Genomic DNA, 22,871 nt, shown 5'->3' with positions numbered 1-22,871 from the left:
GCGATGACCGCGCGCACCGAGTCCCGCGGCACACCGCCGGAACGCCTCGCTCTCAACGGCGGAACTCCGGTGCGCGCCACACCGTATCGGTGGCCGCGGTACGACGACAGCGAGCGACGCGCTGTGCTCGAGGTGGTGGACAGCGGTCACTGGTCCTTCGACGGTCCACGCGAAGCCGAACTCGCGCAAGCACTGTCGGCTTATCTGGGCATCGAGTGCGCGATACCTGTGGCCAGCGGGACGGCCGCGCTGGATATCGCGCTGGCCGCGCTGGACCTGCGCCCGGGCGACGAGGTGATCCTGCCCGCGCTCACCTGGACCGCGCCGGCCCGTGCCGTGGTCGTCAACGGCGGGGTCCCGGTGTTCGCCGATATCGATCCGCGGACGTGGTGCCTGGACCCCGCTGCCGTCGAGGCCGCGATCACCGCGCGCACCCGCGGGATTCTCGTGGTCCACACCTACGCGCATATCGCCGATATGGACCGGCTGCTCGACCTCGCCCACGACCACGGACTGTTCGTTGTGGAGGACTGCGCGCACGTCTTCGGCGCGCGCTGGCGCCACCGCGCCGCCGGCACGCTCGGCCGGATCGGCTGCTTCAGCTTCCAGCAGTCCAAGACCATGACCGCCGGTGAGGGTGGCCTCGCCGTCACCGCCGATCCGCACCTCGCCGACCGTCTCTACGGACTCATGAATTGCGGGCGGAAGCGCAGACCGGAGGCCGACCGGTGGTTCGGCGGAAACTACCGGCTCACCGAATTCCAGGCCGCGATCCTGCGGGCACAGCTGCGGCGGGTCGACGACCATATCGCGGCCAAAACCCGCCAGGTGGCGAACTTTCGCGCGGGTCTCGGCGAAATTCCGGGCCTCACCCTGCACGACCCCGACCCGCGGATCACCCGCCGCAATTTCATCGCTCTCCCACTGACCATCGACACCCGGGAGTTCGCCGGCACCTGCACCGACCTGATCGTCACCGCTCTCGCCGCCGAGGGCGTGCCGGTGTTCCTGCCGCATCCGGTGGTGTATCGAGCACCGGCGTGGGTGGCCGGGCGGCGGCAGTACCCCGGCCCGCGGTCGCTGGGCGCGGACGCGCGGTGCCCGGTGGGTGAACACGTCGCGGAGAAGGCCGGGATCGTGATCGCGCACGAAGCCTTCTTGGACCGATGGCCCGATACCGCCGACCTGCTGGACGCTGTCGACAAGGTCCGCCGGCTGTCCGGCACGATCCCGCGGGACGCCCGCGACACCCGTCGAATCTAGCTCGGACACCTTCGTGCGCGCGGCGATCATCGGCACCGGACATATCGCGTCGAGCTATGCGCGCACCCTCCGCGCCCACGGTGCCCGGATCACCGCCTGCCTCGATGTGAACCCCGCCCGCGCCGAACGTTTCGCCGCCCGCTGGGATTCGGTCGCGGTGACCGAGCCGGCCGGACTGCGCCGCCACTCCCCCGATGTGGCGATCAACCTGACCCCACCGCGAGAACACGGAAGCGTCACCGAAACCCTGCTCGACCTGGGCATTCCGGTGTACACCGAGAAGCCGCTCGCCCACGAACTCGGGATCGCGCGGGCGCTGGTGGCGCGCAGTGATGAGCGTGGGATCGCCCTGATGTGCGCGCCCGACACCCTGTTCGGCGGCCCGCAGCAGCAGCTGCGGCGGCTGGTGGACGCCGGACTCATCGGCCGGCCGCTACTGCTGCACGGTCAGATGGCGTGGTCCGGACACGAGACGTGGCATCCCCGGCCGCAGATGTTCTACCAGCGCGGGGCCGGGCCACTGCTCGACCTCGGTCCCTACTGGGTCACGACAATGCTCGATCTGGCCGGGCCCGCGGTCGCCGTGACCGCGGTGGACGCGTCGCCCGGGACAGGCGGTGGCGGACGAGCGGGTGCGGAGGTCCCCCTCACCGTGGCGGTGCTGATCGAGTTCCGGTCCGGCGCGGTGGGCACGCTGGCCATGAGTTTCGACTGGCCGGCCACCACCGCCCCACCGCTGCAGATACTCGGCGAGAAAGGTTCGCTGATCTGCGATATGCCGATGTTCGAAGGCCGGGGCACGGTGCGCTACCGGCCACACGGTGCCCGTGCGTGGTCGGTACTACCGCGGACCGCACCGGCGGTTCCGTGGCAGCGCGGTATCGGAGTGGTCCATATGTTGCGGGGCCACGACATGTCGGAATCGTTGCTGGGGAAGCGCCGCGCGCTGCATATCCTCGATATCCTGCAGGCCGCCGCGGACAGTATCGGCAGCGGCGCCCGCACCGAGGTGACCACCGTCTGGTCGCGGGTACGCGAGTGAACTACCGCGGTGCCGCGAAGGTGTCCAGGGCCAGCATTCCCGCTCCGACCAGCCCCGCCGAGGCCGAATGACCGGCCAGCTCCAGCCGCGGCACCCGCCCGCCGCGCACCGCGCAGTTGGCCTGCATCGACGTCACCGCCGGGGAGAGCAGCAGGTGGCCGGTGCGGGCCAGGCCGCCGCTGATGACCACCACGTCGGGATCGAACAACAGCATGATCGCGGCCACTCCCAGCCCCAGCCAATGCCCCAGCTCGTCGAACAGCGCGCGGGCCCGCGCATCCCCCTGCTGGGCTGCCGCGAAAACGGTTTCCCCGGTGACCCGGTCGATCGAACCGGCCAGCCGCGCGATCATCCCGTCCGGATCGGCTTCGGCCGCCCGCCTGCCGTTGCGCGACAGCGCACTCCCCGAGGCCAGCGCTTCGAGGCAACCCCGGTTACCGCACTGACAGGCCACCCCCGCCGGCTGCACCACGATATGCCCGATCTCCCCCGCGAACCCCGCGGAACCCCGGTAGAGCTGCCCGTCCACCACGATCCCGCCGCCGACGCCGGTGCCGACCGTGACGATCACCGCGTTCCGGGTGCCGACCGCCGACCCGCTCCGATACTCCGCCCACGCCGCCACATTGGCGTCACTGTCCACCACGGTCGGCAGCGACACCGAATCCTCGAGCAGCGCGCGCAACGCGAAATTCTGCCCCGATCCCCCCGCGTCGAGCACCGAGCCCGACGGCCATTCCACCACTTCCGGTGTCCCCACCCCGACCAGGCGCGCCTCGGGACAGACATAGGTGAGTTCTTTGACGAGCGCGGTCACCTGGGCCGCGACCGCGGGCTGGTCCAGATGTGAGGGTGCCGCGACGGTTCGTCGTTCCAGTATCCGGCCGTCACCCGTCACGACCCCGGCCGCGATCTTCGTGCGCCCGATATCCACGCCTACAGCACACGGCGGCGGACCGCCCCGCGAATCGACGAGAACGCCCATGGCTGTCTCCAATGGTGAATGTGCTTTCGCAACCGACCCGACACCGGCAGCGCGCAGGTCCCTCACGTGGTCGCAGCGACCACTCGCCGAACCTCGGCGCGCAGCATCCTGACACAGCCGCCTTCGAGTGTCAGTATGCCCGAAAGCCTGCCCGGAAACCGACCGCGCAACCCGTGGCGACCAGGCCGTCCACCGAATTCACCGATCGCCGTGCGGACCCGGTTCAGAGCCGGTGACAGTCGGCGAAAGGATCGGACATTCCACGTAAATCTCCTGAGCCACAAGGCAATATGTGTCTCGATCGCGTAATGTTCACGAGGGTGCCGTGGGTCGGCGGAACCGCTCATCTTCTCTCGGCACGCAGCGTGAAACAGTATGGAGCCCCCGTGACGACCCGACAGTTCGACGCCCCCGTCTCCCGCCCCGTGCACGGATCCCCCACGGCCGACGGCGGCCCGCGGATCCCGCTGTACGCCCCCGAATTCGCCGACGACCCGCACCGGGTGTACCGGCAGATGCGCCGCCGCCACCGGTCGATGGTGCCGGTCGACCTGGCTCCCGGCGTGCCCGCGACCCTGGTGATCGAACACGGGGTGGCGGTGCGCATCCTCAACGATCACGAGCATTTCCCCGCCGACCCGCGCGCGTGGCAGAAGGATATGCCCGCCGACTGCCCGGTGCTGCCGATCATGGAGTGGCGGCCGGTGCCGGCCCGCAGTACCGGCAATGCCTTCCGGCGCTACCGGTCGGCCAATGTCGCTGCCCTGGCGGATGTGGACCTGCACGGCATGCGTTCGGCCGTGGAAGGGCTCGCGGCCCCCTGATCAGTTCCTTCTGCGAAACGGGCAGCGCGGACCTGCTCCTCCAGTACTCATTCCCGCTGACCTTCGGTGTCTGCAATACGCTCCTCGGCTGTCCGCCGGAGATCGGGCAGCGGGTTTCCGCCGGGATGGCCGCCATGTTCGAAGGCGTCGACGCAGGCGAGGGCAACGCAATGATCAACTCGGCGCTCGCCGAACTGGTCGCCTACAAACGGTCTGATCCCGGCGACGATGTCACCACGCGACTCCTGCGGCACGAATCCCAGCTCGACGAGCAGGAGATGGTCCACCAGCTGGCCGGCCTGTACGGCGCGGTGATCGAACTCCAGCAGAACCTCATCGCCAACACCCTGCTGCTGATCCTCGCGGACGACGGCGTCGGCGGCAGCGTGCTGGGCGGCAGCCTGTCCACCAGGGACGCGCTGGACGAGGTGCTGTTCGACAACCCGCCGATGGCCAACTTCCTGATCACCTACCCGCGCCAGCCGACCCTCATCGACGATGTCTGGCTCCCGGCCCACCAACCGGTCGTCATCAGCATCGCCGCCTGTAATCACGATCCCGCGATCCGCACCGACGATCAGCGCGGCAACCGCTCCCATCTGTCCTGGGGCCTGGGCCAGCGCACCTGCCCGGCGCAGACTCCGGCCTATCTGGTGGCCCAGGAGGCCATCGATCAGCTGCTGGACGCCCTACCGGATATGGAACTGGATCTCCCCGAGGGTCCGGAGTGGCGACCCGGCCCGTTCCACCGTTCATTGACCTCGCTCCCGGTGACATTCGCGCCGGTACCGCCCTTGGTCTGACGATGCCTCCGGTCCGGCACCCGGACGGTAACTCACCACCTCCGACGCCTGCCGCGATCACACGGCGAGGCAGCCGCCGCCGAACGCGGCGAGCCGGTGCCCGGTGCACGGGACCACCCTCCGGCGAAGCTGTCACACTGGCCCCGAGGTGAGCCGCGAAGTGCACAACCACGGTCGGTCGTGGGACAAAGGCAAGCACCCCGGGCCGCGCCGAGCACAAACAGACTCCGTGAACCGATCGAAGGAGAACGAACCGTGCGCCGACAGATACGCAACCTGCCGGAGAACGCTCCCGAGGAGGCGCTCGAAGGGCTCGCGCTCACTCATCCGGCACATATCGCCTACGACCGGGCCCGCGGAATCATCACCCGGGCCACCCCGGCGCACGACAAGGTCGGTCTCGTCTCCGGCGGCGGATCGGGGCACGAGCCGCTGCACGCCGGCTTCGTCGGGCAGGGCATGCTCGATGTGGCGGTGCCCGGCGCCGTATTCGCCAGTCCGACGGCGCTGCAGGTCCACGAGGGCACCGTGGCCGCCGACTCCGGGCGGGGTGTCGTGCAGATCGTGAAGAACTACACCGGTGATGTGCTCAACTTCCGGATCGCCGGTGAACTCGCCGGTGACGACGACGCGGTCGCGACCGAAACCGTACTCGTCGACGACGATCTCGCCACCCGCAGCGACGACGGACCGGGCGCCCGCGGCACCGCCGCCGTGCTCGCGGTCGAGAAGATCTGCGGTGCGAGCGCGGAAGCCGGGGCGGATCTGAGCACGGTCGCCGAACTCGGCCGCCGCGTGGCACGTAACGCGCGCACGCTGAGTTTCGCCCTGAGCGCGGGCACCCATCCCGGCGATACCGAACCGGCCTTCACCCTCGACCCCGGGGAAGTCGAACTGGGCGTGGGGATCCACGGCGAGCGCGGGACGGGACGGGTCCCGTTCGCCGACGCCGATACGCTGATATCGCTGCTGGTGGATCCGCTGGTTGCCGACCTCGGAGCGGCGCGCGGATCCTCCGTTATCGCGATCGTCAACGGTCTCGGCGGCGCCTACCCCATCGAGCTCTCGATCGCCGCCCGTGCCGTGCACCATCGGCTCGCGGAGCGCGGGATCACCATTGCCCGCTCTCTGGTCGGCAGCTATGTGACCTCACTCGATATGGTCGGGGTGTCGCTCACCCTGCTGCCCGCCGATACCGATCTGCTTCCGCTGTGGGACGCGCCCGTCCGTACCCCGGCCCTGACTTGGTGAAGGAGCCTGCTCATGACCGACGAAGCACTGCCCGCGGGATTCGGGCAGCGATGGGTGCACACGATGTTCGACGCGTTCCTCGACCGCACCGAAGCCCTTGCCGATCTCGATCGACGCGCCGGTGACGGCGATTTCGGCGCCAATATCGCAGCCGCGCTGCGCCGGGCGCGCGAGAACATCGCCACCGAGCCACCCGGCTCGTACTCGGCGTGGCTGACCGCGGTATCCCGGGGTTTCCTCGGCACCGGCGGGACGAGCGGGCCGCTGTTCGGCATGTTCTTCCGCGAACTCGCCCGCTGCACCGGGGGCCCGGAACCCTCCCCGGCGGAATTCTCCACCGGCCTGAGCGCCGGGCTCGCCACCGTGCAGCGGTACGGAAAGGCCGAGGTCGGGCACAAGACAATGGTCGACGCGCTCGCCCCGGCAGCCCAAACCCTCGCCGCCCACGTCGCCGCCGGCGATGAGCCCGAGGCGGCACTGCGGGCGACCGCCGACGCCGCGGTGACCGGGGCATCGTCCACGGTCTCGCTGGTGGCCGCACGCGGCCGGGCGAGCTATGTCGGCGAGGTGGCGCGCGGTGTCCTCGACCCGGGTGCGGCGGCCGCCGCGCTGATTCTGCAAGCCGCCGCAGCGGCGTACCCGGACCATCCGGGCCCTGTCGACACGACCTGGCTCGACGCCACGGAATGACAGCTGCGGCACCGGGTCCGCACGAGCATCGGCGGTAGCGACCGGCCCGCCGCTACCGCTCCACCAGACTCTCGCGATGCGCCCGGTTGACGGCCATGAGCTCGTCGAGCGCGTCCCGGGTCCGGGTGAGGTCGGCGATATGCTCGGACAACCGGTCGCGCTCCTGCGCCATTCGCTCCATGGCGGCGTCCGAATTATCGGTACTGGGCGATTCGACGCAGGGCAGCACTTCGGCGATGGTGCGGCTGGACAGGCCCGCGGCATACAGCCGCTGGATGAGCTCCACTCGCTCGATATCATCCGGCGTGTAGTGCCGCTGCCCGCTGGGGCTGCGGGCACTGGTGAGCAGGCCCTGTTCCCCGTAATAGCGCAGCGAACGCACACTGGCCCCGGTCCGCGCCGACAGCTCTCCGATGCGCACCGCGTCCTCCCACGTGACTCGTGACACAAGCCTTGCCTCTGACATTGATGTCAGGTTTTAGCGTAGCTGCTGTGCCCGATACCAATTCCTCTCTGCCGACGCCAATCTGCGCACGGACCGGTACGGCGGCTCGATCACCAACCGGATCCGGTTCGCCGTCGAGGCGGTATCGGCGACCGTCGCGGCCGTGGGCGCTGCCGGAACCGGTATCCGGCTCTCCCCCGGCGGCACCTTCTGGGGTGTCACGGAAACCGATGTCCCCGAGCTGTACACCGCGCTGCTGACCGAACTGGCCGGCCTCGACCTGGCCTACATCCATCTCGAGGACACCGCCGACGAAGAGGCCCTGCTCGACCTCCGCCGGACCTGGCCGGGCACCCTGATCATCAACCCGTCACTTCCGATGGGCCCGAAGCAGACCGGACGCACCGACGCCGATCATTGGCTCGCCCTGGGCGCCGAACTCATCAGCTTCGGCCGTGCCTTCCTCGCCAATCCCGATCTCGTCGAACGGCTGCGCAACGCCCTCCCCCTCGCCCCCGCCGACGAGACCACTTACTACCAGGGCGGCGACACGGGGTATCTCACCTACCCGGCATACCAGTACACGGCCTGATTCCGAGGCGGGAGACCGATTGCCGCTCATTATGTTTCGGTGTTAGGGTTCGAGTGATCCGGATGGGAGAGCTGTGGGCGTGCCTGCATGCGATCCGCCGTTCTCGACGTTGTCTGGCGAATCCGGCGGTACTGTTGATTGCGCGGCAACGCAGAGAGCGGGGGCAGCCGATGACGCATATCGAGCGCGTGGAGATGCCGGACGGGTCCGTGATCTACGCCCGGGTCGACAAGGACACGTCCGGTTCCTCCGGGGTGGATGTCGGGCTCCGCGATCGGTTCAAGCTCGACAACCTCGGTCCGACGATCCAGAGCGTCGCCGCTACGGTGCACAACAGTGTGGCGGGGCTGAAACCGGACACGGTATCCGTCGAATTCGGTCTGGAACTATCGCTCGACGCCGGCAAGGTCGTCGCGGTACTCGCCTCGGGCGGGGCGAAGGCCTCACTCAAGGTGAAGCTCGACTGGGGGCCGGCCGCCGGATCCACCGGAACGCCCCCCGAGTAGGCAAAGGCTGACGATGCCGTGCCGGTACACCCCGATCTCAAGAAGCTGCTGAAGGCCGCTACCGCCATGGTCTCGGCCGACCGGCCGGATGCCGAACCGATCGGTACCGCCTTCCGGATCGCCCCGGATTACGCGGTGACGGCAGCCCATGTCGCGGTTCCGGCCGGGCCCCGGCTGTGGCTGACCTTCGGCGAAGGCAGTGAATGCGGTGCCACCCTCGCGGCCGCCACCCCACAGCGGCAGCACGGCCCGCCCTGGGGTTTCGACGATCTCGCGGTCCTGCGGCTGGACCGGCCCGGCGACCTCCGGGCACCGTCCGTCCTCATGGCCGAACCTGTGCTCCAGGCCGACGACGAGCTGCTCATCTGCGCCCTCAACGCAAGCTATTCCGAGCAGCAGCGGTTTCTCGAGCACTACGAGAAGTACCGGGTACGGGACAATCCGGAACCGCACTACTACACCGTCGACGGCGATCGGGCAGTGCGGCCCGGAATGTCCGGTGCACCGGTGTGGTCGGTGCGGCTCGGCGGGGTCGTGGGGTTGGTCAAGGCGAGTGAGAACATCGACTCCGCTCAGGGTGGTGCGGTCTCCTGCCTGCTGGAAGGTCTGCGGCGGCGCGAACGCGACCCCGGCCGCGAACCCGGCCTCTACCGGGACATCGTCACCGCGCACGATGCCCACCATCGGGACGAACAGGTGTGGGTCGATCTGCTGCGCGAGCAGAAAGAGGAGGACGACGAGAGAAGGAAAGAGGTCCTGATCCGTCGTCGGATGGTGGAAACACACGGCTGGCTGGCCAGAATCCCGGCGGATACGGAATGCCCTCCCCCACAAGGTCTTGTCGACGAGTTGTTCCGTGACTCGTTGCTGGAGCCCGACATGAAGCGTCTACCCACCTTGCGCGACCTCGTCGAATACATCGGCACCGAGAGCACGAACTGGAAGATGGAACTGTCCAGGTTCTGCAAGCTCGCACCGGGCTTCCTCCTGCTTCCACCCGACGTTGTCCACGGGCTGGACGAGCTCCCGAGGAAGATCCTGCTGCCGTGGGAATACCCGAAATTCGAGAAGAGCATGACGGCCACGCGCCCGGAATCGGAACAGCTCGCCTCCCCCGCTCATCCGGAACTCGAGCAGCCTGTCGCCGCCGCCCACCCGGAATCGTTCGAGATGACCACCCTGTTCGGCGTGATCGTGCCGGACGAGGGACCACGGCTGGACAGTCGCGCGCCTATCCCGCACCGATACGAGCTGGCTGTGAAAACGGGTCGGCGCGAGATCATCTCACCGAAATCCGAAGGGCGGTTCGACAGCTACGAACGCGCCAAACAAGAACTGAAACGGGCCCTCGACAGCAAACTGGGCGAGATCGCGAAACCGCCGGAAGCCGTGGAGATCGTGGTCGCCCTGCCCGACGACCATCTGACCGACGACCCACTCTACGAGTGGCGCCGGTCGAAGGAGCGCCCGTTCAGCAAGTTCACGATGCGGCTCCGGCGCAGTAGCACCTGGGAGAAGACCAACGAGGAGGTCGCCGAGCTCCAGGAGCGCTGGGACCGCCTGGAACAGAGTGCATCCGACGGGATGATCTGGTTCGGCTGCCGCGACGCGCGGGCACAGGACCTGCGCACGGTGCAGGACTTGTTCGTCCCGCGCCGCCCGCCCGACGGAGTCGGTGTCTCCCAGCCGCCGACCGTCGCGGTGCTCACCGCGGCCGGTTCGAACGCACTGCCGGTGACCGTCTGGCATACCTCGGGTTGCGCCGAGCACCCCGACGGCGGCGAGGTATGTGACGGCACGTCGTTCCGAGCTGACATGAGTGCCCGCATCGATGAACAATCACCGGTGGATTGGTACGCTGCGATCTGGCGCGAACAGCGAGATCATGCCGGTTCCGCGGATCGGGACGAGTTCTGGCGCAAGATCGTTTGCATTATCGATCGACCCGGGGAAAGCAGATGTCCTCCTCCGCTCGCCGGGCCGGCTACGAGGGAGTTGATATGACAGCGCCGACGTGGCATGTCTTCCACGGCTCGGGAGAGCCGCGCCCGGACGGCTGGGATGCCGTGCCCGCACCGATGATCTCCCGTACCTTCACCGGACAGCCGCTGGTTCCCCCGCCGCAACCGCAACCCGACCAGCCCGCCCAGATGGATCGTAAGCTCGGCCGCAGCGGAATCGGCGCCCATCAGCTGCGTTCCGACGATCTCGACGTGATCAATGCGGCGCTCCTGTGCCGGCGTCCGCTGCTGGCGACCGGCGCCCCGGGCCTGGGCAAATCATCGCTGGCCTATCTGATCGCTCGTGAGCTGGGATTGGGGCCGGTGCTGCATTGGCCGATCACCAGTCGCAGCACCCTGCAGGACGGCCTGTACCACTACGATGCCCTGCGCCGGTTCGAGGAGGCCCAGCTTCCCGGTAACCGCGCCGAAGGTGACGGCGCGGCCGGTCTGGCCGACTACATCACCCTCGGTCCGCTCGGGACCGCGCTGCTCCCGTACCACCGGCCGCGGGTGCTGCTGATCGACGAAATCGACAAGGCCGATATCGATCTGCCCAATGATCTGCTGCACGTCTTCGAGAACGGTGAATACCAGATCGACGAGCTGCGCCGGATCCGCGCCCACCGGCCCGAGGTCGAGGTTTTCACCCACGAAGGCCGCGAACGCGTCGCTGTCCGTGACGGTTTCGTGCAATGCAATGCCTTCCCGGTGATCATCATGACCAGTAACGGAGAGCGGGAGTTCCCGCCCGCTTTCCTGCGCCGCTGCCTGCACCTGCGCTTGGAGAAACCCGAACGCGCGCAGCTGGAACGGGTGGTAGCCGCACACCTGGGAAGTGCCGCGGTAGACGAATACAGCGATATCATCGACAATTTCGTACGTCGGCGCAGTGAACTCGGGACCCTGCCGACCGACCGGTTGCTGATCGCGCTGCATGTGCTGACCCAGGCCGGCCGGGTGGACGGCACGGACCGGCTGGACCGGCAACGCCTGGCCGAGCGGCTGATGCAACCCACGGACTCCGGAGGCTGAGATGTCGAGCCTGTCCGAACTCCTCGACGCGCTCCGCGGACTCGATGTCGACGGCGGCACTGTCGCCGAGGCGCTCTGGCTCGCCAAGTACATCGCGGATCAGCCGGGTTCGGCCGGGCCCGGGAAAGAACCGGAACCCGCGGATTTCGATGCGGATACCCCTCCGGTCACGCTGGACCCGGCCGTCGCACAGCAGGTGCTGCCGCGGGAATCGCCGCTGCCGTCAACGGTGGGCCGTGCTCCCGCCTGGCCGTACCGGATCGAGGCCGATATCCCCGCGCCCTCGCCGCTGGATTCGGAAGCGAATGTCCTCGGTGAGCTGCGGCCGCTGGCTCGCCGGATTCCCGATCCACACGAGCGGGTCTTCGACGAGGAAGCGACCGTGGAACGGACCGCCCGCACCGCGGTCGCCTGGCCGATGACCAAGGAGAACACGGTCCGTCAGCGGGAGGCGGCCCTGGTGTTCGACCGGCATTCGTCGATGGCCGCCTGGAGCGGACTCGCCGACGCGGTGCGGAATCTGGTGAACACGGTCGGATTCCGCCGGGTGGCGGTGTGGTATCTCGACGAAGACGCCGCGGGCGCACCACGATTGGCCACGACGCCGCGCGGTGCACCGGACCGCTCGCTGTCGGCGCTGTCGGACCCGACCGGCCGGCGCGTCATCATGGTGTTCACCGCCAGCCTCGGCGATGCCTGGGTATCGGGTGCCGCAGCAACGGAATTGGCCCGGCTGGCGGCGCAGTCCCCGGTGGCGATCGTCCAACCGCTGCCCAGCAATCTGTGGCGGCGGACGGGTCTCGAATGGGGACACGGCCGCGTCACCGCCATGGTTCCCGAACGCCCGTCCCCCTTGCGGCTCATCGCCCCCGCGGACCCGGCCGTCGTTCCGATTCCGGTGCTCGAACTGACCCCCGGCTGGATCCGGCCCTGGGCACAGTTGCTGTCCGGTGAACGGCGCTCGGCCGGCTATCCCCTGCTGCGGCTTCCGGATCCGCGGGTGGAGCGGCCGCGGCCCCTGGCCGTGCGACAGGACGAGGAACTCGGCCGTAACCCGTTGGAACGGGTGCGAAGGTTCCGGTCCGCCTCGTCGCCCGAAGCGTTCCGCCTGGCGGCGAGCCTGGCTCAGGTTCCCCTGCTGCCGCCGATCATGCGGCTGGTCCAGCAGGCGGTGCTGCCGGGCAGTAAACGCAGTGTGCTCGCCGAGGTCCTGGCGGGTGGGCTGATCGAGGATGCGGGCACCGGCTCCGCCCCGCCGTACAGCATCCCCGAGGACAGCCGGGTCTTCGCGTTCCGGCCGGATGTCGCGAAGATCCTGCGCGATGCCCTGCCGCGCAGCGAAGCGGCCCGGGTCCTCGCCGCGGCCTCGCGGTTCGTCGCCCAGCACTACGACGTCCCCGGCCGGGTGTTCCGCGCGGTGATTTCGCAGCCCTCGGCCGGCGGCTCGCCGTTCGCGTACCTGTCCCCCGAAACCCTGCGCCGGATCGCCCCGAACTTTCCCGATCCACCGGCGGAACCGCCCGATGCGGACGACGAACAGCACTACCGGGCGCTGGCCCGGGCCGCGCACGAGGCGATACGGCTGGGTGATACCGAGAGCGGGCTCGCGGCGTGCCGGCACGCCCTGGGAACCCTGCCGATGGGTCACCCCGAGCGGCCTGCACTGTTGAACGGGCTGATCACGCTGCTGCGGAGCCGGTGGGAGGACAGCGGTAACCCGGGTGACCTCGACGAAGCGATCGCGGTGGGTAAGGCCGCCCTCGCCGAGTTCGACGACGACACCGAGGTGGGGTCCGCGACCATGATCGGGCTGGGCGAGCTGCTGCTGCACCGGTTCGAGGTGGTGGGCGGTGCCGACTTCCTGACCGACGCGACCCGGGTGCTGCGCTCGGCGGTCGAAAGCACCGAGCCCGACGACCCCGGGCGCGCGGAACTGTCGGAGCGTCTCGCCGACGCCCTGCTCCGGCGCTGCGAAATCACCGGTGATCCGCTCTATGCGTGGGAAGCGGTCGATCTCTATCCGGCGGCGGCCGACACCGAGAGCGACGAACCGGACCGTGGCGCCGTACTGATGTTCAAACTCGCGCGGGCGTATCTCGATATCGCGACCATGTCGGCGAACTCGAGCAGTGACCTGGAAGACCGGGTCGTCGAACACTTCCGGCATGCGGCGGGGGCGGCGGCGGACGAATCCGGCGAGGCCGAGTCCGCCCTGCTCGATGTGGTGAAGCGTGCGGTCCGCGCCGTCCGTACCGGTGCGCTACCGCCGCGTTTCGCCGCCGATCTGTCCACCGCTCTCGTCCGGGCGAGCACACACAGCGGCATCGCCCTGTCCGAGGCTCGGCGAATGCTCGACTCGGTCGGCGCCGACGACCACCGGCAATGACCGAGCGTCCCGGGCCCGGCCGGCGGTGGGGTGCGCTGTGTGCCGCGCTGCTACTGGCGGCGGTCGCGGCCGGGCTCGGCGCTGTTGCGTTGCGCGCGCTGCTCGAACTGGTCACCGAGGTCCTGCTCGGTTCGGTGCTGCGGCTCGAACCGATCGCCGACGGACTGTGGCATGCGCCGGCCGGACCGCTCGAGGGGCGGGGCGCGCTCCTGGTCCCGCTACTGGTGGCCGGGGGCATGGTGACCGCGGTGCTGCTGTCCCGCTTCGGCGGGCCGCAGGTCAACGGGACCGACGGTGTGATCGGGGCGGTCAACTCCCGTGACCTGCACGGCCTGACCGTCCGCGGCGCGGCGGCCAAATTGACCGGTACGGCGGTAACTCTCGGTTCCGGCGGTTCGGGCGGTACCGAAGGCCCCGTCGCGCAGGTGGCTGCCTCACTGGGTGCCGCGATCACGCGGCGGCTGCGGGTGACCGAGGACGAGGCGAGCCTGGTGGTCGCCGCCGCCTTGGGCGCGGGGGTGGGGGCGCTGTTCCAGGCACCGGTCGGCGGCGCCATCCTGAGCGCCGAACTGCTGCGGCGGCGGGGTATGCGCGGGCAGGCCCTGCTGTACGCGGCCCCCGCCGCACCGATCGCCTTCGGCGTCTTCGTTCTCGTCTACGGCTACCACCCGATGTTCGAGATCACCGATTTCGGGGCGCCGTGGGATCCGGTCGCCACCGCGGTACTCGCGGTGGTCGGTCTGGCCTGTGCCCTCCTGGCCCGCGCCTACGTGGGGACTTTCCACCGGGTCGGCCGCCTGCTCCGGCCGGCGCGGAAGCGGCCCGTGATCACCGCCGCGGTGGCGGGTGCCCTCGTGGGGACGGTCGGAATCTTCGTGCCGATGGCGCTCGGAACCGGCTACGGCGCAGTGTCGCTCGGACTTTCACAGAGCGCGGTTCTCGCACTGCCGCTGTGGCTGCTGCTCGCCCTGCCGTTTGTCAAGATCGCGACCACCGCCGTCACCCTGCACGCGGGCGGTGTCGGCGGGGTGTTCGGGCCGGCGATCGTCATCGGCGGGACGGCCGGCGCCCTGTGCTGGCGGCTGGCCGTGGAAACCGGCCTGGACCCCGGGCCGGCCGCGGCCTGCACGATTGCCGGGGTCGCGGCCTGTCTCGGTGCGTCGGTGCGGGCGCCACTGGCCGCCACCGTTTTCGCCGTCGAGATCGCCGGTTACCTGGTACCTCCCGCCGGATTGCTGATCGCGGTGGTCCTCGCCACGGTGTGCACCCGTGACATCACCTTGTTCCCGAGCCAGGAGGCCGCTCGATCTCCAGGGCCTTACCGGCAATTGATCAATTCGGTTATGTTGAATGCAGATGACATGAGGAGAAGAGCCGGGCCGAATCGACTCATCGGCGGAATCCGGTCCCGTCGCCGGGATCGGCCCGGCTCATCCGGGGAGGGGTGCCCGATGGAGCCCGAGGCCACGCCCGGCCTACCCGATTTGGCCGATCTGCCGCTCGACGAGCTGCTGAACAGCCGGCCCGAGGTGAATCACGCGGTGCAGATCGCGTTGCGCCGCCGCGCCGCGGTGGGGATCGTCTTCGCCGGCCACAGTGCGGGGGGCGGGACGTGATCATGAGATCGAAAACGACCGGAAAGCAGCGTATCCGGACCACGGGCCGGGGATCCGTCCTGGACGTATCCGATATCGAACTCGATGCCCTGGCCACCTTGTCCGACCCACCGCAGATCCTGCCACTGCTCGAGCGTGCCCGGATCAGCCGGAACCTGGCCTTTTTGGCCGTGATCCTGCGCGAGGGGAACGACAGTGCCCAAAGCCGGCCGGCGCGCACCGGTTTCGATCTCCTGGTCGATGTCCAGCGGCGGGACGCCGCGGCGGCGCAGGAAATATTCCAGCACCCCAGGTTCGGCGCCTGGGTGGCGGTGTGCGCGGTCGGCACCGGCGACGACGGTGTATCCGACGCTCCGCTGGCGCATCTCACCTCGTTCGCCGCGGCGGCGGCGGTGCGGGCCGGCCTGGAATTCGAACTCGAATTACCGCGAGTCGGTGATGCCGTGGTGTTGCCGGGTCTCGGCTGCTGGACCGGTCCCGCGACACTTCCCGCCCGCGTCCGCCACGACGGAGGAGGAACAGCCACGCTGGACGGATACCGCTGGACACCGGTCCGGCGATTGACGGCACGGCTGCCCAGCGGTGTCGTCGATATCGAATTCGACGATCTGCCGCCGACCCCGTCGGCGTGGCCCGCGGTGGATATCGCGGGGTACGACGGCCGCTGGACACCGTGGGACGAGGCCGAATTCGAGGACTGGCAAAGAATATTCGGGGAGGCGATGGAGCTGCTGGTCGCCGTGGTTCCCGAACTCGCCGTCCCGCTGACCCGCGGGATTCGCGCGGTGCTGCCCCGGGCCGGCGATTCGTACCCGTTCGTGACCTCCACTCTCGCCGATTCGTTCGGCGCCGCCGCCATGGTCCTGCCGGCCGACGCGGTCCGGGTGGCGGCCGGGTTACTGCACGAATTCCAGCATTCGAAGCTGAGCGTGCTGATGGAGATCCGGCCGTTGATCGCCGTGGAAGGCCCCGCTGATCTGCCGTCACCGTGGCGTCGTGAGCCCAGACCCGCGAGTGCGCTCCTGCACGGTAGCTACGCGCATCTGGCCGTGAGCCGCTTTCTGCGACTGGCCGCCGGACACCTCGGTCCCGGGGCGGTGCCCGACGCCGATCCGGTGCGCCGGCAGACCCTGACCGCATGCGACACCCTGCTCGAATCGGATCGGCTGACACCGGCCGGCCGGCGTTTCGTGACCTTGATGCGGCACACCGCCGCAGCCGATTTCGACGGCCACCCGGCCGCGCAGACAGTGTGACGGGAGTACCGAACGTGGCGCATACACCCGCTGAGCCGGCCGCGGCCGAGCCGATCATCGTCGCCCATGCGGGTGAGGACGCGGTGTGGGGAATGTGGTTACAGCAGGTCGGCGCCGATGCCGGGCTCGATATCGGGCTCCTGCGTATCGACCCGGGCGCCGGGTTACCGTCCGCCGGCCCCGGCCGGACAGTGGTCCTGGTGATCAGCGACAGCTTCATGCGCGCCACCGGTGCGACGCCCGAGGACTGGGCACGATACGGAACCGAGCCGGCCGGCGTCCTCGCGGTGATCGTCACGACGGCCGATGTACCTCCGGCCGCCGAGCGGATAGCAGCGGTCGATCTGCGGCTGTTGCCCAGCGAAACCGCCGCCCAGGCGAAGGTACTGCGCGCGTTCGGCCGGCCCGGCAGCGCGACCACGGCACCCGAGACCCTGGGGCGGGCCGGCCGGATGCGGGTCCGGTATCCGAACGAGCAGATGTTCGTGGACTACCAGAGCAAAACCCTGCCGCAGCATCAATCCGACTGGTTCTACGGCCGGGAAACGGAACTCGCCGCGATCCGGGACGGTCTGGACAAGACCGGCGCGGCCGTGCTCACCGGGGTGGCCGGCAGCGGCAAGAGCTGGCTGGCGGCGGCCTATGTCCGCCGCTTCCGTTCGCAATACGATCTCATCGCCTGGATTTCGGGTGAGAACGGCACCGTGATGCGCACCGAACTCGGCCAGTTGGCCGAGCCGCTCGGACTGCCCGAATCCCCGCGCCGGGCGAGCCGGCACAACGATGTGGTCGCCGCGCTGCGCCGGACCGGGAAGCGCTACCTGCTCGTCTACGACAACGTCACTCCGGATCACCACCGCAGCGCCCGCGAACAATTGCCGCTGCCCCGGAAACCGGCACTGCTGTCGGAGATGGTGCCGTGGGACGGCTCCGGACATGTCCTGCTGACCTCCAAGGTGTCCGATTGGGGTTCGCCGCAGCAGATTCGGGTGCCCATGTTCACCGTCGGCGAGGGCGCCGATTTTCTGCGCCGGCATGTGGGCGATATCTCCGAGGAGCTGGCGCGGCGTTTCAGCACGGCCCTCGACGGCAGCCCTGTTCTGCTCAATGCCCTGGCCCACCGTGGTGCGCGCGGTAGCGAGCCGGTGGACGAAGCGCTGCTCGATCAAGTTCAGCCGGCACCGTTCGTGGTGCTGAACGACGAACTGTCCAGGTCCTACCGGCGCGCCGCGTCCATTTTCGGTGACTCGCTGCGACCGTTGCTCGACGAACCAGTGGGATCGGACGCCTGGGCAGCCGGCGAACTGCTGCGGCTGTTGGCGTGTTTCGCACCCGGACAGTCGATTTCGATGGCCTTGCTGACCTCCCAGCTGCCCGGTTCGGAACGCCGCGCGGGCGTGCGGTTGCCCGAACCACTCGCCGACGCACTGGCCAACGAACACCGGCGGCGCAATGTACTGGACCTGGCCGTCCGCGATTCGGTGGCCGAGATCTGCGTCGATCCGCTGACCGAGCGGGGGCGGGCCCTGCGGGTTCATACGGTGCCGTGGCACGGTGTCCGCGATTTCCTGCCGAAGGATCTCGCCGAATCGAACCGGCATATCGCGCACCAGGTACTGTGCGACGCGAATCCGCAGCGCACCGACCTACCTGAACTGTGGGGCCGATACCTGTGGTTGTGGCAGCAGATCATGCATACCGAGGTCCTGTCGTGCGCGCGGGTCGCGCAGCCGGGTGATCCGTGCGCGCAACTACCGGAACTGGTCCGCCATGTCGTCGCGGCATTGCGGGTCCAGGGCGAGTTGACCGCTGCGGCCGGTCTGGGTCTGCAGGCCGCCCAGGCGTGGTCGAAACTGCTGGGCGAGACCGATATCGGCGTGGTCAGGATTCGGATCGTCACCGGCAACACGCTCTGGGAGATGGGCGACCTCGAGCGGGCGCGGGAGGCGGCCGCGGAGGCACGCGACGGTGTCGAGCAGGTCCGGGCCAGTTATCCGGAGGAGTACATCTGGTCGAGCGACCTGGTTGCCGCGTGCCTGCGCATGGCGGGCGATTGGGCGGCGGCCGTCGAATTCAACGAACAGTCCCATGCGTGGGCACTCGAATGCCTGGGCGAGGGCAATATCGAAACGTTGCGCGCCGCCCACAACCTGGCCGTGTCCTACCGGGTGATGGGCCGCTTCGCCGACGCCATGCGGATCGATTCCGCGAACTACGACCGCTTCCAGAACGATCCGATGCTCGCCGACAGCTCGATCATGCGGCTGCATTGCGTGAACAACGTCGCCCGCAACTATCGCGAGCTCGGCAGGGCCGCGACCTCGGTGGTCCTCCAGGAACAAGTCCTCGCCGACTTCCTGAAACTCCTGGGCAGCCCCCGTCAGCAGCATGTCCTGCGGGCGCGCAAGAATCTCGGTGTGTCGTACCGCAAGGCCGGCCGGTATCAGGAGGCGCTGGAAACCCAGCGCAGTGTTTTCGCCAATCATCTGCAGGTGTACGGACCCACCCACCCGGAAACCCTCGCCGCGCACACGAATGTGGCAAACGACTACCGAGTCCTCGGCGACACCGAGCAGGCACTCGAACATGCGGAGACGGCCTACCGGCGCTGCGCGGACAGCTACCCGGCCCACCCGTACACGGCCGCCTGCGCGGTGAACTACGCCGCCGCGCTCCGCACCGCCGGCCGCTACCGGGAGGCACTGGTCCTCGACCAGGAAGCCGGCGAGATCTTCACCTCCCGGCTGTCCGCCGATCACCCGTACACTCTGGCGGCGCGGACCGGCACGGCCTCGGACCTCGCCGGCCTGGACCGGACAGCGGAAGCCGCGGAACTCGGCACCGATGTCCTGGATCGCTGTCGCCGGATCCGCGGCCTCGACCACCCCTACACGCTGCAAACGGCCGTCAACCTGGCGCTCGACCTGCGCACGCTGGGACGGGTGGCGGAAGCGGACGCCCTCGAAACCGACACCCTGGAACGCTATTTCGAGACACTCGGCGACGACCACCCCGAATATCAGGCCGCCCGCGCCCGCCACCGCGGTGTCTGCGATATCGAGCCGCCGCCCATGTGAGCACGGTCCACGCGCAGGCCGGGTGGCGCGTCACGGGAGGCGCCACCCGGCGTCATCCCCGGCTCAGGACGACAGCGCTCGGTTGTCGACCAGCTTCTTGAAATCGGAGCCCGATTCGATCAGGCCCCACTTCAGCAGCCAGCGATAGGTTTGGTCGAACTGCTCGGGTGCGTACGGCTGGGGGTCGGCGAAGCGCAGCCGCCAGGCGCTGATATCCGATTCGTCCAGCGTGCCCAGCTCCTCGGGAATCTCCTCGGTGAAGTAGTGCAGGTACGGCGTGACATCTGCGTTGATATCGGCGACGGCACGCCGCACTGCACGGTCGATCGCCGCGTAGATCTCGGGTTCGACCTTCTCGTCGGCAATCTCGGCTCCGGTGTAGAACGACGCCGAAGCCGCACGAACGTACCTGGAGCGATGTGTCGCGGATCGGGCCCGTCGTGCCGGGCGACGGCGCCGAGGTGGGCTCGCATCGCCGCCGGGGAAGCGGCTGCCGGCAGCACGCTCCCTGCTTCTTCCGGATGTTCGCGCAGCCACGCCGGCGGGTAGAACAACGCGGCGAGCTCGGCCGGATCTCCCGACGCGAGCGACTTCGTCGCGTGTTCCGGGCGGGCGACACCGGTCGAGTCGCCGATCGTTGTCGCGCCGAGGACGAGTGAGACGATCCGTTCGGCGTGCTCCGCGCCGAGCCATTGGGCGATGCGCCCGCCCATCGAATGCCCGTAGACGTGGGCGCGATCGATGCCCGCCGCATCCAGGATCGAGATCACATCGCGGGCGAAGTCACGGGCCGACCAGTCGCCGGTGAACCGGTCCGCACTCGCACCCGTCCCCCGGTGATCGAAAACGATGGTCGAGCGACCGCGGAAATCCGCAATGGCGGAGTCCCATCCATGGTGGTCCAGCGCGAGCCCTTGGATCAGCACGAGCGGCGGTCGGTTGATCGCCCGGCACCGGCCTGTCGCGGTTCAGAACACCTGCAGCGGCGAGGACGGCGGGAACTCGACCGGCAGCGACGACAGGGATCGATGGAACGGACCGGGCCGCCAGACCGGCGGCTCGGTCAACCGGATCTCGGGTAGTGCGTCGAGCAGCTGATCGATAGCGTCCTGCGCGATCAGATAGGCCATCGACTGTGCGGGGCAGGTGCGCGGACCGGCACCCCATGCCAGGTGGGAGCGGTTGCCGGTGCGATCGTCGGCGCGCACCGCGGGGTCGTTGTTGCACGCCGCGATGCTGATGACGATCGGCTGATGCGCGGGAAGCCAGGCGTCACCGATGAGGATCGGCTGGCGGGGGTAGGTGAGCAGGTAGTTGGCCAGCGGCGGGTCGTTGAACAGGACATCGTCCAGCGCCTCGCGGGTGGACAGGCTGCCGCCGAGGACACCGCCGCCCACGCTGTCGTCGGTCAGGATCACCAGCAGCGTGTTCACCACCAGGTTCTGCTGGAATTCGATCCCCGCCCCGTACAGGCTCGCCAGCTGGTGGACCATCTCCAGATCGTCGAGCCCGGCCGGATGCCGGAGCAGTGCGGAGGTGATGTCGTTACCGGGGTCGGTCCGCTTGAGGGTCACCAGGTCCAGCATCGCCCCACTGATCATCTGGTTACCGGCCTCGGCATCGACGCCCTCCACGATCGACGCCATCCCGGCCGCCATCCGCTGTCCCACCTCCGGCGGGCAGCCGAACACGACATTGAGCACGCCGAAGATCAGCGGGAAGGTGTACTGGCCGATCAGGTCCACGTGACCGTCGGCGCAGAAGGTGTTGATCAGCGAGACCGCGATCTCCTCCACCGTGGTGTGCAGCGCGTAGAGATCGACCGCAGCGACGCTCTCGGTGGTGGCCCGGCGGTAGCGCGCCGCCTCTGCCCCGGCGGACCGGGTCGCCATCGGCCGCCACTCCATCATCGGCAGGACGGGGCAGTCCGCGGGGACATCTTTCTGCCAGGTGCGCGGATCGGCGGAGAAATGCTCGGGATCGTTGAGAATCTGCACCGCGGCCTGATAATCGATCACCAGCGTCGCCGGCACCCCCGGCGCCAATTCCACGGGCATCAACGGCTGGTACTGGTCACGCATTTCCCGGTAGTAGGCGTGCGGATCGGCGGCGAACTCCGGTGTGAACAACGGGATCCGCGGCTCGGCGGAATCGAACGGTGGATCGCGGCGTACTGGGCAGGCCGGGGCGGGCACACCGGACTCGAAGGTACTCAAGAAAGACTCCAAACGGACGTGACGTAGTGCGAACTGTGTACTGCGACTTCGGCGGACGGAAAGTGGTGGCGCGCGCCCGCTCCGCACGGCTCGCGCCGAATGCGGCAACGATCGAGCTAGACTGGGGCCGGCGCTGTCCGAGCGGAAGGGCGTTCCACCGCCGGGAATCCGCGCCGGCGGCATCGCCGGCAGCGGGGTGACGGCCGGCGACGGGATCACGATGTGGGCGGACGAGAGGTGGGCGGTGGTGTCCGACCCGGCAGCACGGCCGCGGCGCGGCCGAGGCCGCCCCGCCGGCTCCGACGGAGCCGATACCAGGGAACGGATTCTGCGGGTGGCGCGTGAACTGTTCAGCGAAGTCGGCTATCACCGGACGACATTCACCGATATCGCGGCCCGCGCCGATATCACCCGCACCAATATCAACCATTATTTCCGGAGCAAGGACGACCTCTACCGCACGCTGTTCGAATCGGATAAAGGCAGTGTGCTCACCGCGGGTATCGCCGATGCGCAGGCCCGGACCGATCTCGCTGACCGGATAGCGATATTCCTGCGCACCGCCATGCAGGTCGATGCCGGGGACCCCGTCCACACCCGGTTCCTCGCGGCCTCGCTGTTCGACGCGCTGCGCAACCCGGACCTCGGCGACTGGGCCACCGAACAGATCGACTACGTCCGCGGCTTCCTGCGGGCGGCGCTGGAAACCGCCGCGGCCGAGGGGGAGATCCGGCCGGACATCGATATACCCACGGTCACGGAAATGCTGATCGCGGCGATCTGGGGAATGGCCATGTACGCGGGATTCGTCGGCACGCGGGAACAGCTCGAGCCGATGGTCGATCAATTCGCCGGCCTGCTGCGCGGCGCCCTCGCGTAGCGTC

At 68.9% G+C, this 22,871-nt stretch carries 18 protein-coding genes and 1 pseudogene; 15 read left to right on the top strand and 4 right to left on the bottom strand.

The window, feature by feature from the left end; all coding sequences use genetic code 11:
• Window positions 1-3 precede the first annotated feature (3 nt).
• Both ACIA75_RS10325 and ACIA75_RS10320 read left to right on the top strand, forming a co-directional pair.
• Window positions 4-1,263, top strand: coding sequence for a DegT/DnrJ/EryC1/StrS family aminotransferase (locus tag ACIA75_RS10325; RefSeq protein WP_397102169.1), 1,260 nt, complete (start codon window positions 4-6; stop codon window positions 1,261-1,263).
• A gap of 13 nt (window positions 1,264-1,276) precedes the next feature.
• Window positions 1,277-2,305, top strand: coding sequence for a Gfo/Idh/MocA family protein (locus tag ACIA75_RS10320; protein ID WP_397102167.1), 1,029 nt, complete (start codon window positions 1,277-1,279; stop codon window positions 2,303-2,305).
• A 1-nt stretch (window position 2,306) separates the two neighbouring features.
• Here the strand turns inward: ACIA75_RS10320 and ACIA75_RS10315 are convergent, their stop codons facing one another.
• The gene (locus ACIA75_RS10315; RefSeq protein ID WP_397102165.1) at window positions 2,307-3,290 is read right to left on the bottom strand and encodes an ROK family protein; all 984 of its coding nucleotides are present in this window, start codon (window positions 3,288-3,290) and stop codon (window positions 2,307-2,309) included.
• 386 nt (window positions 3,291-3,676) lie between these two features.
• On the opposite strand from ACIA75_RS10315, the gene ACIA75_RS10310 reads away from it, so the two are divergent.
• From ACIA75_RS10310 to ACIA75_RS10295, 4 genes are all read left to right on the top strand, one after another.
• Window positions 3,677-4,114, top strand: a complete 438-nt coding sequence (locus tag ACIA75_RS10310) for a hypothetical protein (protein ID WP_397102163.1) — start codon at window positions 3,677-3,679, stop codon at window positions 4,112-4,114.
• A gap of 134 nt (window positions 4,115-4,248) precedes the next feature.
• A complete protein-coding gene (locus ACIA75_RS10305; protein ID WP_397102161.1) occupies window positions 4,249-4,917 on the top strand; it encodes a hypothetical protein in 669 nt (222 codons plus the stop codon).
• A gap of 255 nt (window positions 4,918-5,172) precedes the next feature.
• On the top strand, window positions 5,173-6,168 hold the full coding sequence (locus tag ACIA75_RS10300) for a dihydroxyacetone kinase subunit DhaK (RefSeq protein WP_397102159.1): 996 nt from the start codon (window positions 5,173-5,175) through the stop codon (window positions 6,166-6,168).
• Window positions 6,169-6,180: 12 nt separating this feature from the next.
• Complete coding sequence (locus ACIA75_RS10295; RefSeq protein ID WP_397102157.1) at window positions 6,181-6,858, top strand: DAK2 domain-containing protein; 678 nt, start codon at window positions 6,181-6,183, stop codon at window positions 6,856-6,858.
• A gap of 52 nt (window positions 6,859-6,910) precedes the next feature.
• On the opposite strand, the gene ACIA75_RS10290 is transcribed toward ACIA75_RS10295, so the two are convergent.
• Window positions 6,911-7,306, bottom strand: coding sequence for a MerR family transcriptional regulator (locus tag ACIA75_RS10290; protein ID WP_397102155.1), 396 nt, complete (start codon window positions 7,304-7,306; stop codon window positions 6,911-6,913).
• Between the two features lie 67 nt (window positions 7,307-7,373).
• Here ACIA75_RS10290 and ACIA75_RS10285 point away from each other — a divergent pair.
• The 8 genes and pseudogenes from ACIA75_RS10285 to fxsT form a co-directional block, all read left to right on the top strand.
• A pseudogene (locus tag ACIA75_RS10285) lies at window positions 7,374-7,895 on the top strand (alkene reductase); the annotation flags it as partial.
• A 170-nt stretch (window positions 7,896-8,065) separates the two neighbouring features.
• The gene (locus ACIA75_RS10280) at window positions 8,066-8,401 is read left to right on the top strand and encodes a CU044_2847 family protein (protein ID WP_397102153.1); all 336 of its coding nucleotides are present in this window, start codon (window positions 8,066-8,068) and stop codon (window positions 8,399-8,401) included.
• 18 nt (window positions 8,402-8,419) lie between these two features.
• Window positions 8,420-10,405, top strand: a complete 1,986-nt coding sequence (locus tag ACIA75_RS10275) for a serine protease (protein ID WP_397102151.1) — start codon at window positions 8,420-8,422, stop codon at window positions 10,403-10,405.
• Window positions 10,402-11,436 carry an AAA family ATPase gene (locus ACIA75_RS10270; protein ID WP_397102149.1) on the top strand — a complete coding sequence of 345 codons (1,035 nt, stop codon included), beginning with the start codon at window positions 10,402-10,404 and terminating at the stop codon, window positions 11,434-11,436. Before ACIA75_RS10275 ends, ACIA75_RS10270 begins: the two co-directional genes overlap by 4 nt.
• Window position 11,437: 1 nt before the next feature.
• A complete protein-coding gene (locus tag ACIA75_RS10265; RefSeq protein ID WP_397102147.1) occupies window positions 11,438-13,822 on the top strand; it encodes an SAV_2336 N-terminal domain-related protein in 2,385 nt (794 codons plus the stop codon).
• Window positions 13,819-15,438: a chloride channel protein gene (locus ACIA75_RS10260; RefSeq protein WP_397102145.1), complete on the top strand. Its 1,620-nt coding sequence runs from the start codon at window positions 13,819-13,821 to the stop codon at window positions 15,436-15,438. The genes ACIA75_RS10265 and ACIA75_RS10260 overlap by 4 nt, the downstream gene beginning before the upstream one ends.
• 2 nt (window positions 15,439-15,440) lie before the next feature.
• The gene (locus ACIA75_RS10255; RefSeq protein WP_397102143.1) at window positions 15,441-16,694 is read left to right on the top strand and encodes an aKG-HExxH-type peptide beta-hydroxylase; all 1,254 of its coding nucleotides are present in this window, start codon (window positions 15,441-15,443) and stop codon (window positions 16,692-16,694) included.
• Window positions 16,695-16,708: 14 nt separating this feature from the next.
• A complete protein-coding gene (gene fxsT, locus ACIA75_RS10250; protein WP_397102141.1) occupies window positions 16,709-19,771 on the top strand; it encodes an FxSxx-COOH system tetratricopeptide repeat protein in 3,063 nt (1,020 codons plus the stop codon).
• A 131-nt stretch (window positions 19,772-19,902) separates the two neighbouring features.
• Here the strand turns inward: fxsT and ACIA75_RS10245 are convergent, their stop codons facing one another.
• Both ACIA75_RS10245 and ACIA75_RS10240 read right to left on the bottom strand, forming a co-directional pair.
• A complete protein-coding gene (locus ACIA75_RS10245; RefSeq protein WP_397102139.1) occupies window positions 19,903-20,697 on the bottom strand; it encodes an alpha/beta fold hydrolase in 795 nt (264 codons plus the stop codon).
• A 42-nt stretch (window positions 20,698-20,739) separates the two neighbouring features.
• Window positions 20,740-21,987 carry a cytochrome P450 gene (locus tag ACIA75_RS10240; protein WP_397102137.1) on the bottom strand — a complete coding sequence of 416 codons (1,248 nt, stop codon included), beginning with the start codon at window positions 21,985-21,987 and terminating at the stop codon, window positions 20,740-20,742.
• Window positions 21,988-22,234: 247 nt separating this feature from the next.
• Between ACIA75_RS10240 and ACIA75_RS10235 the strand changes: the two genes are divergently transcribed.
• On the top strand, window positions 22,235-22,867 hold the full coding sequence (locus tag ACIA75_RS10235; protein WP_397102135.1) for a TetR/AcrR family transcriptional regulator: 633 nt from the start codon (window positions 22,235-22,237) through the stop codon (window positions 22,865-22,867).
• Window positions 22,868-22,871: the final 4 nt, after the last annotated feature.

Origin of the sequence: Nocardia sp. NPDC051750, from assembly GCF_044453135.1 — a bacterium.
In the GTDB taxonomy this organism is placed as follows: domain Bacteria; phylum Actinomycetota; class Actinomycetes; order Mycobacteriales; family Mycobacteriaceae; genus Nocardia.
The sequence above is the reverse complement of the archived record's forward strand: the minus strand, read 5'-3'. Positions and strand labels throughout refer to the sequence as shown.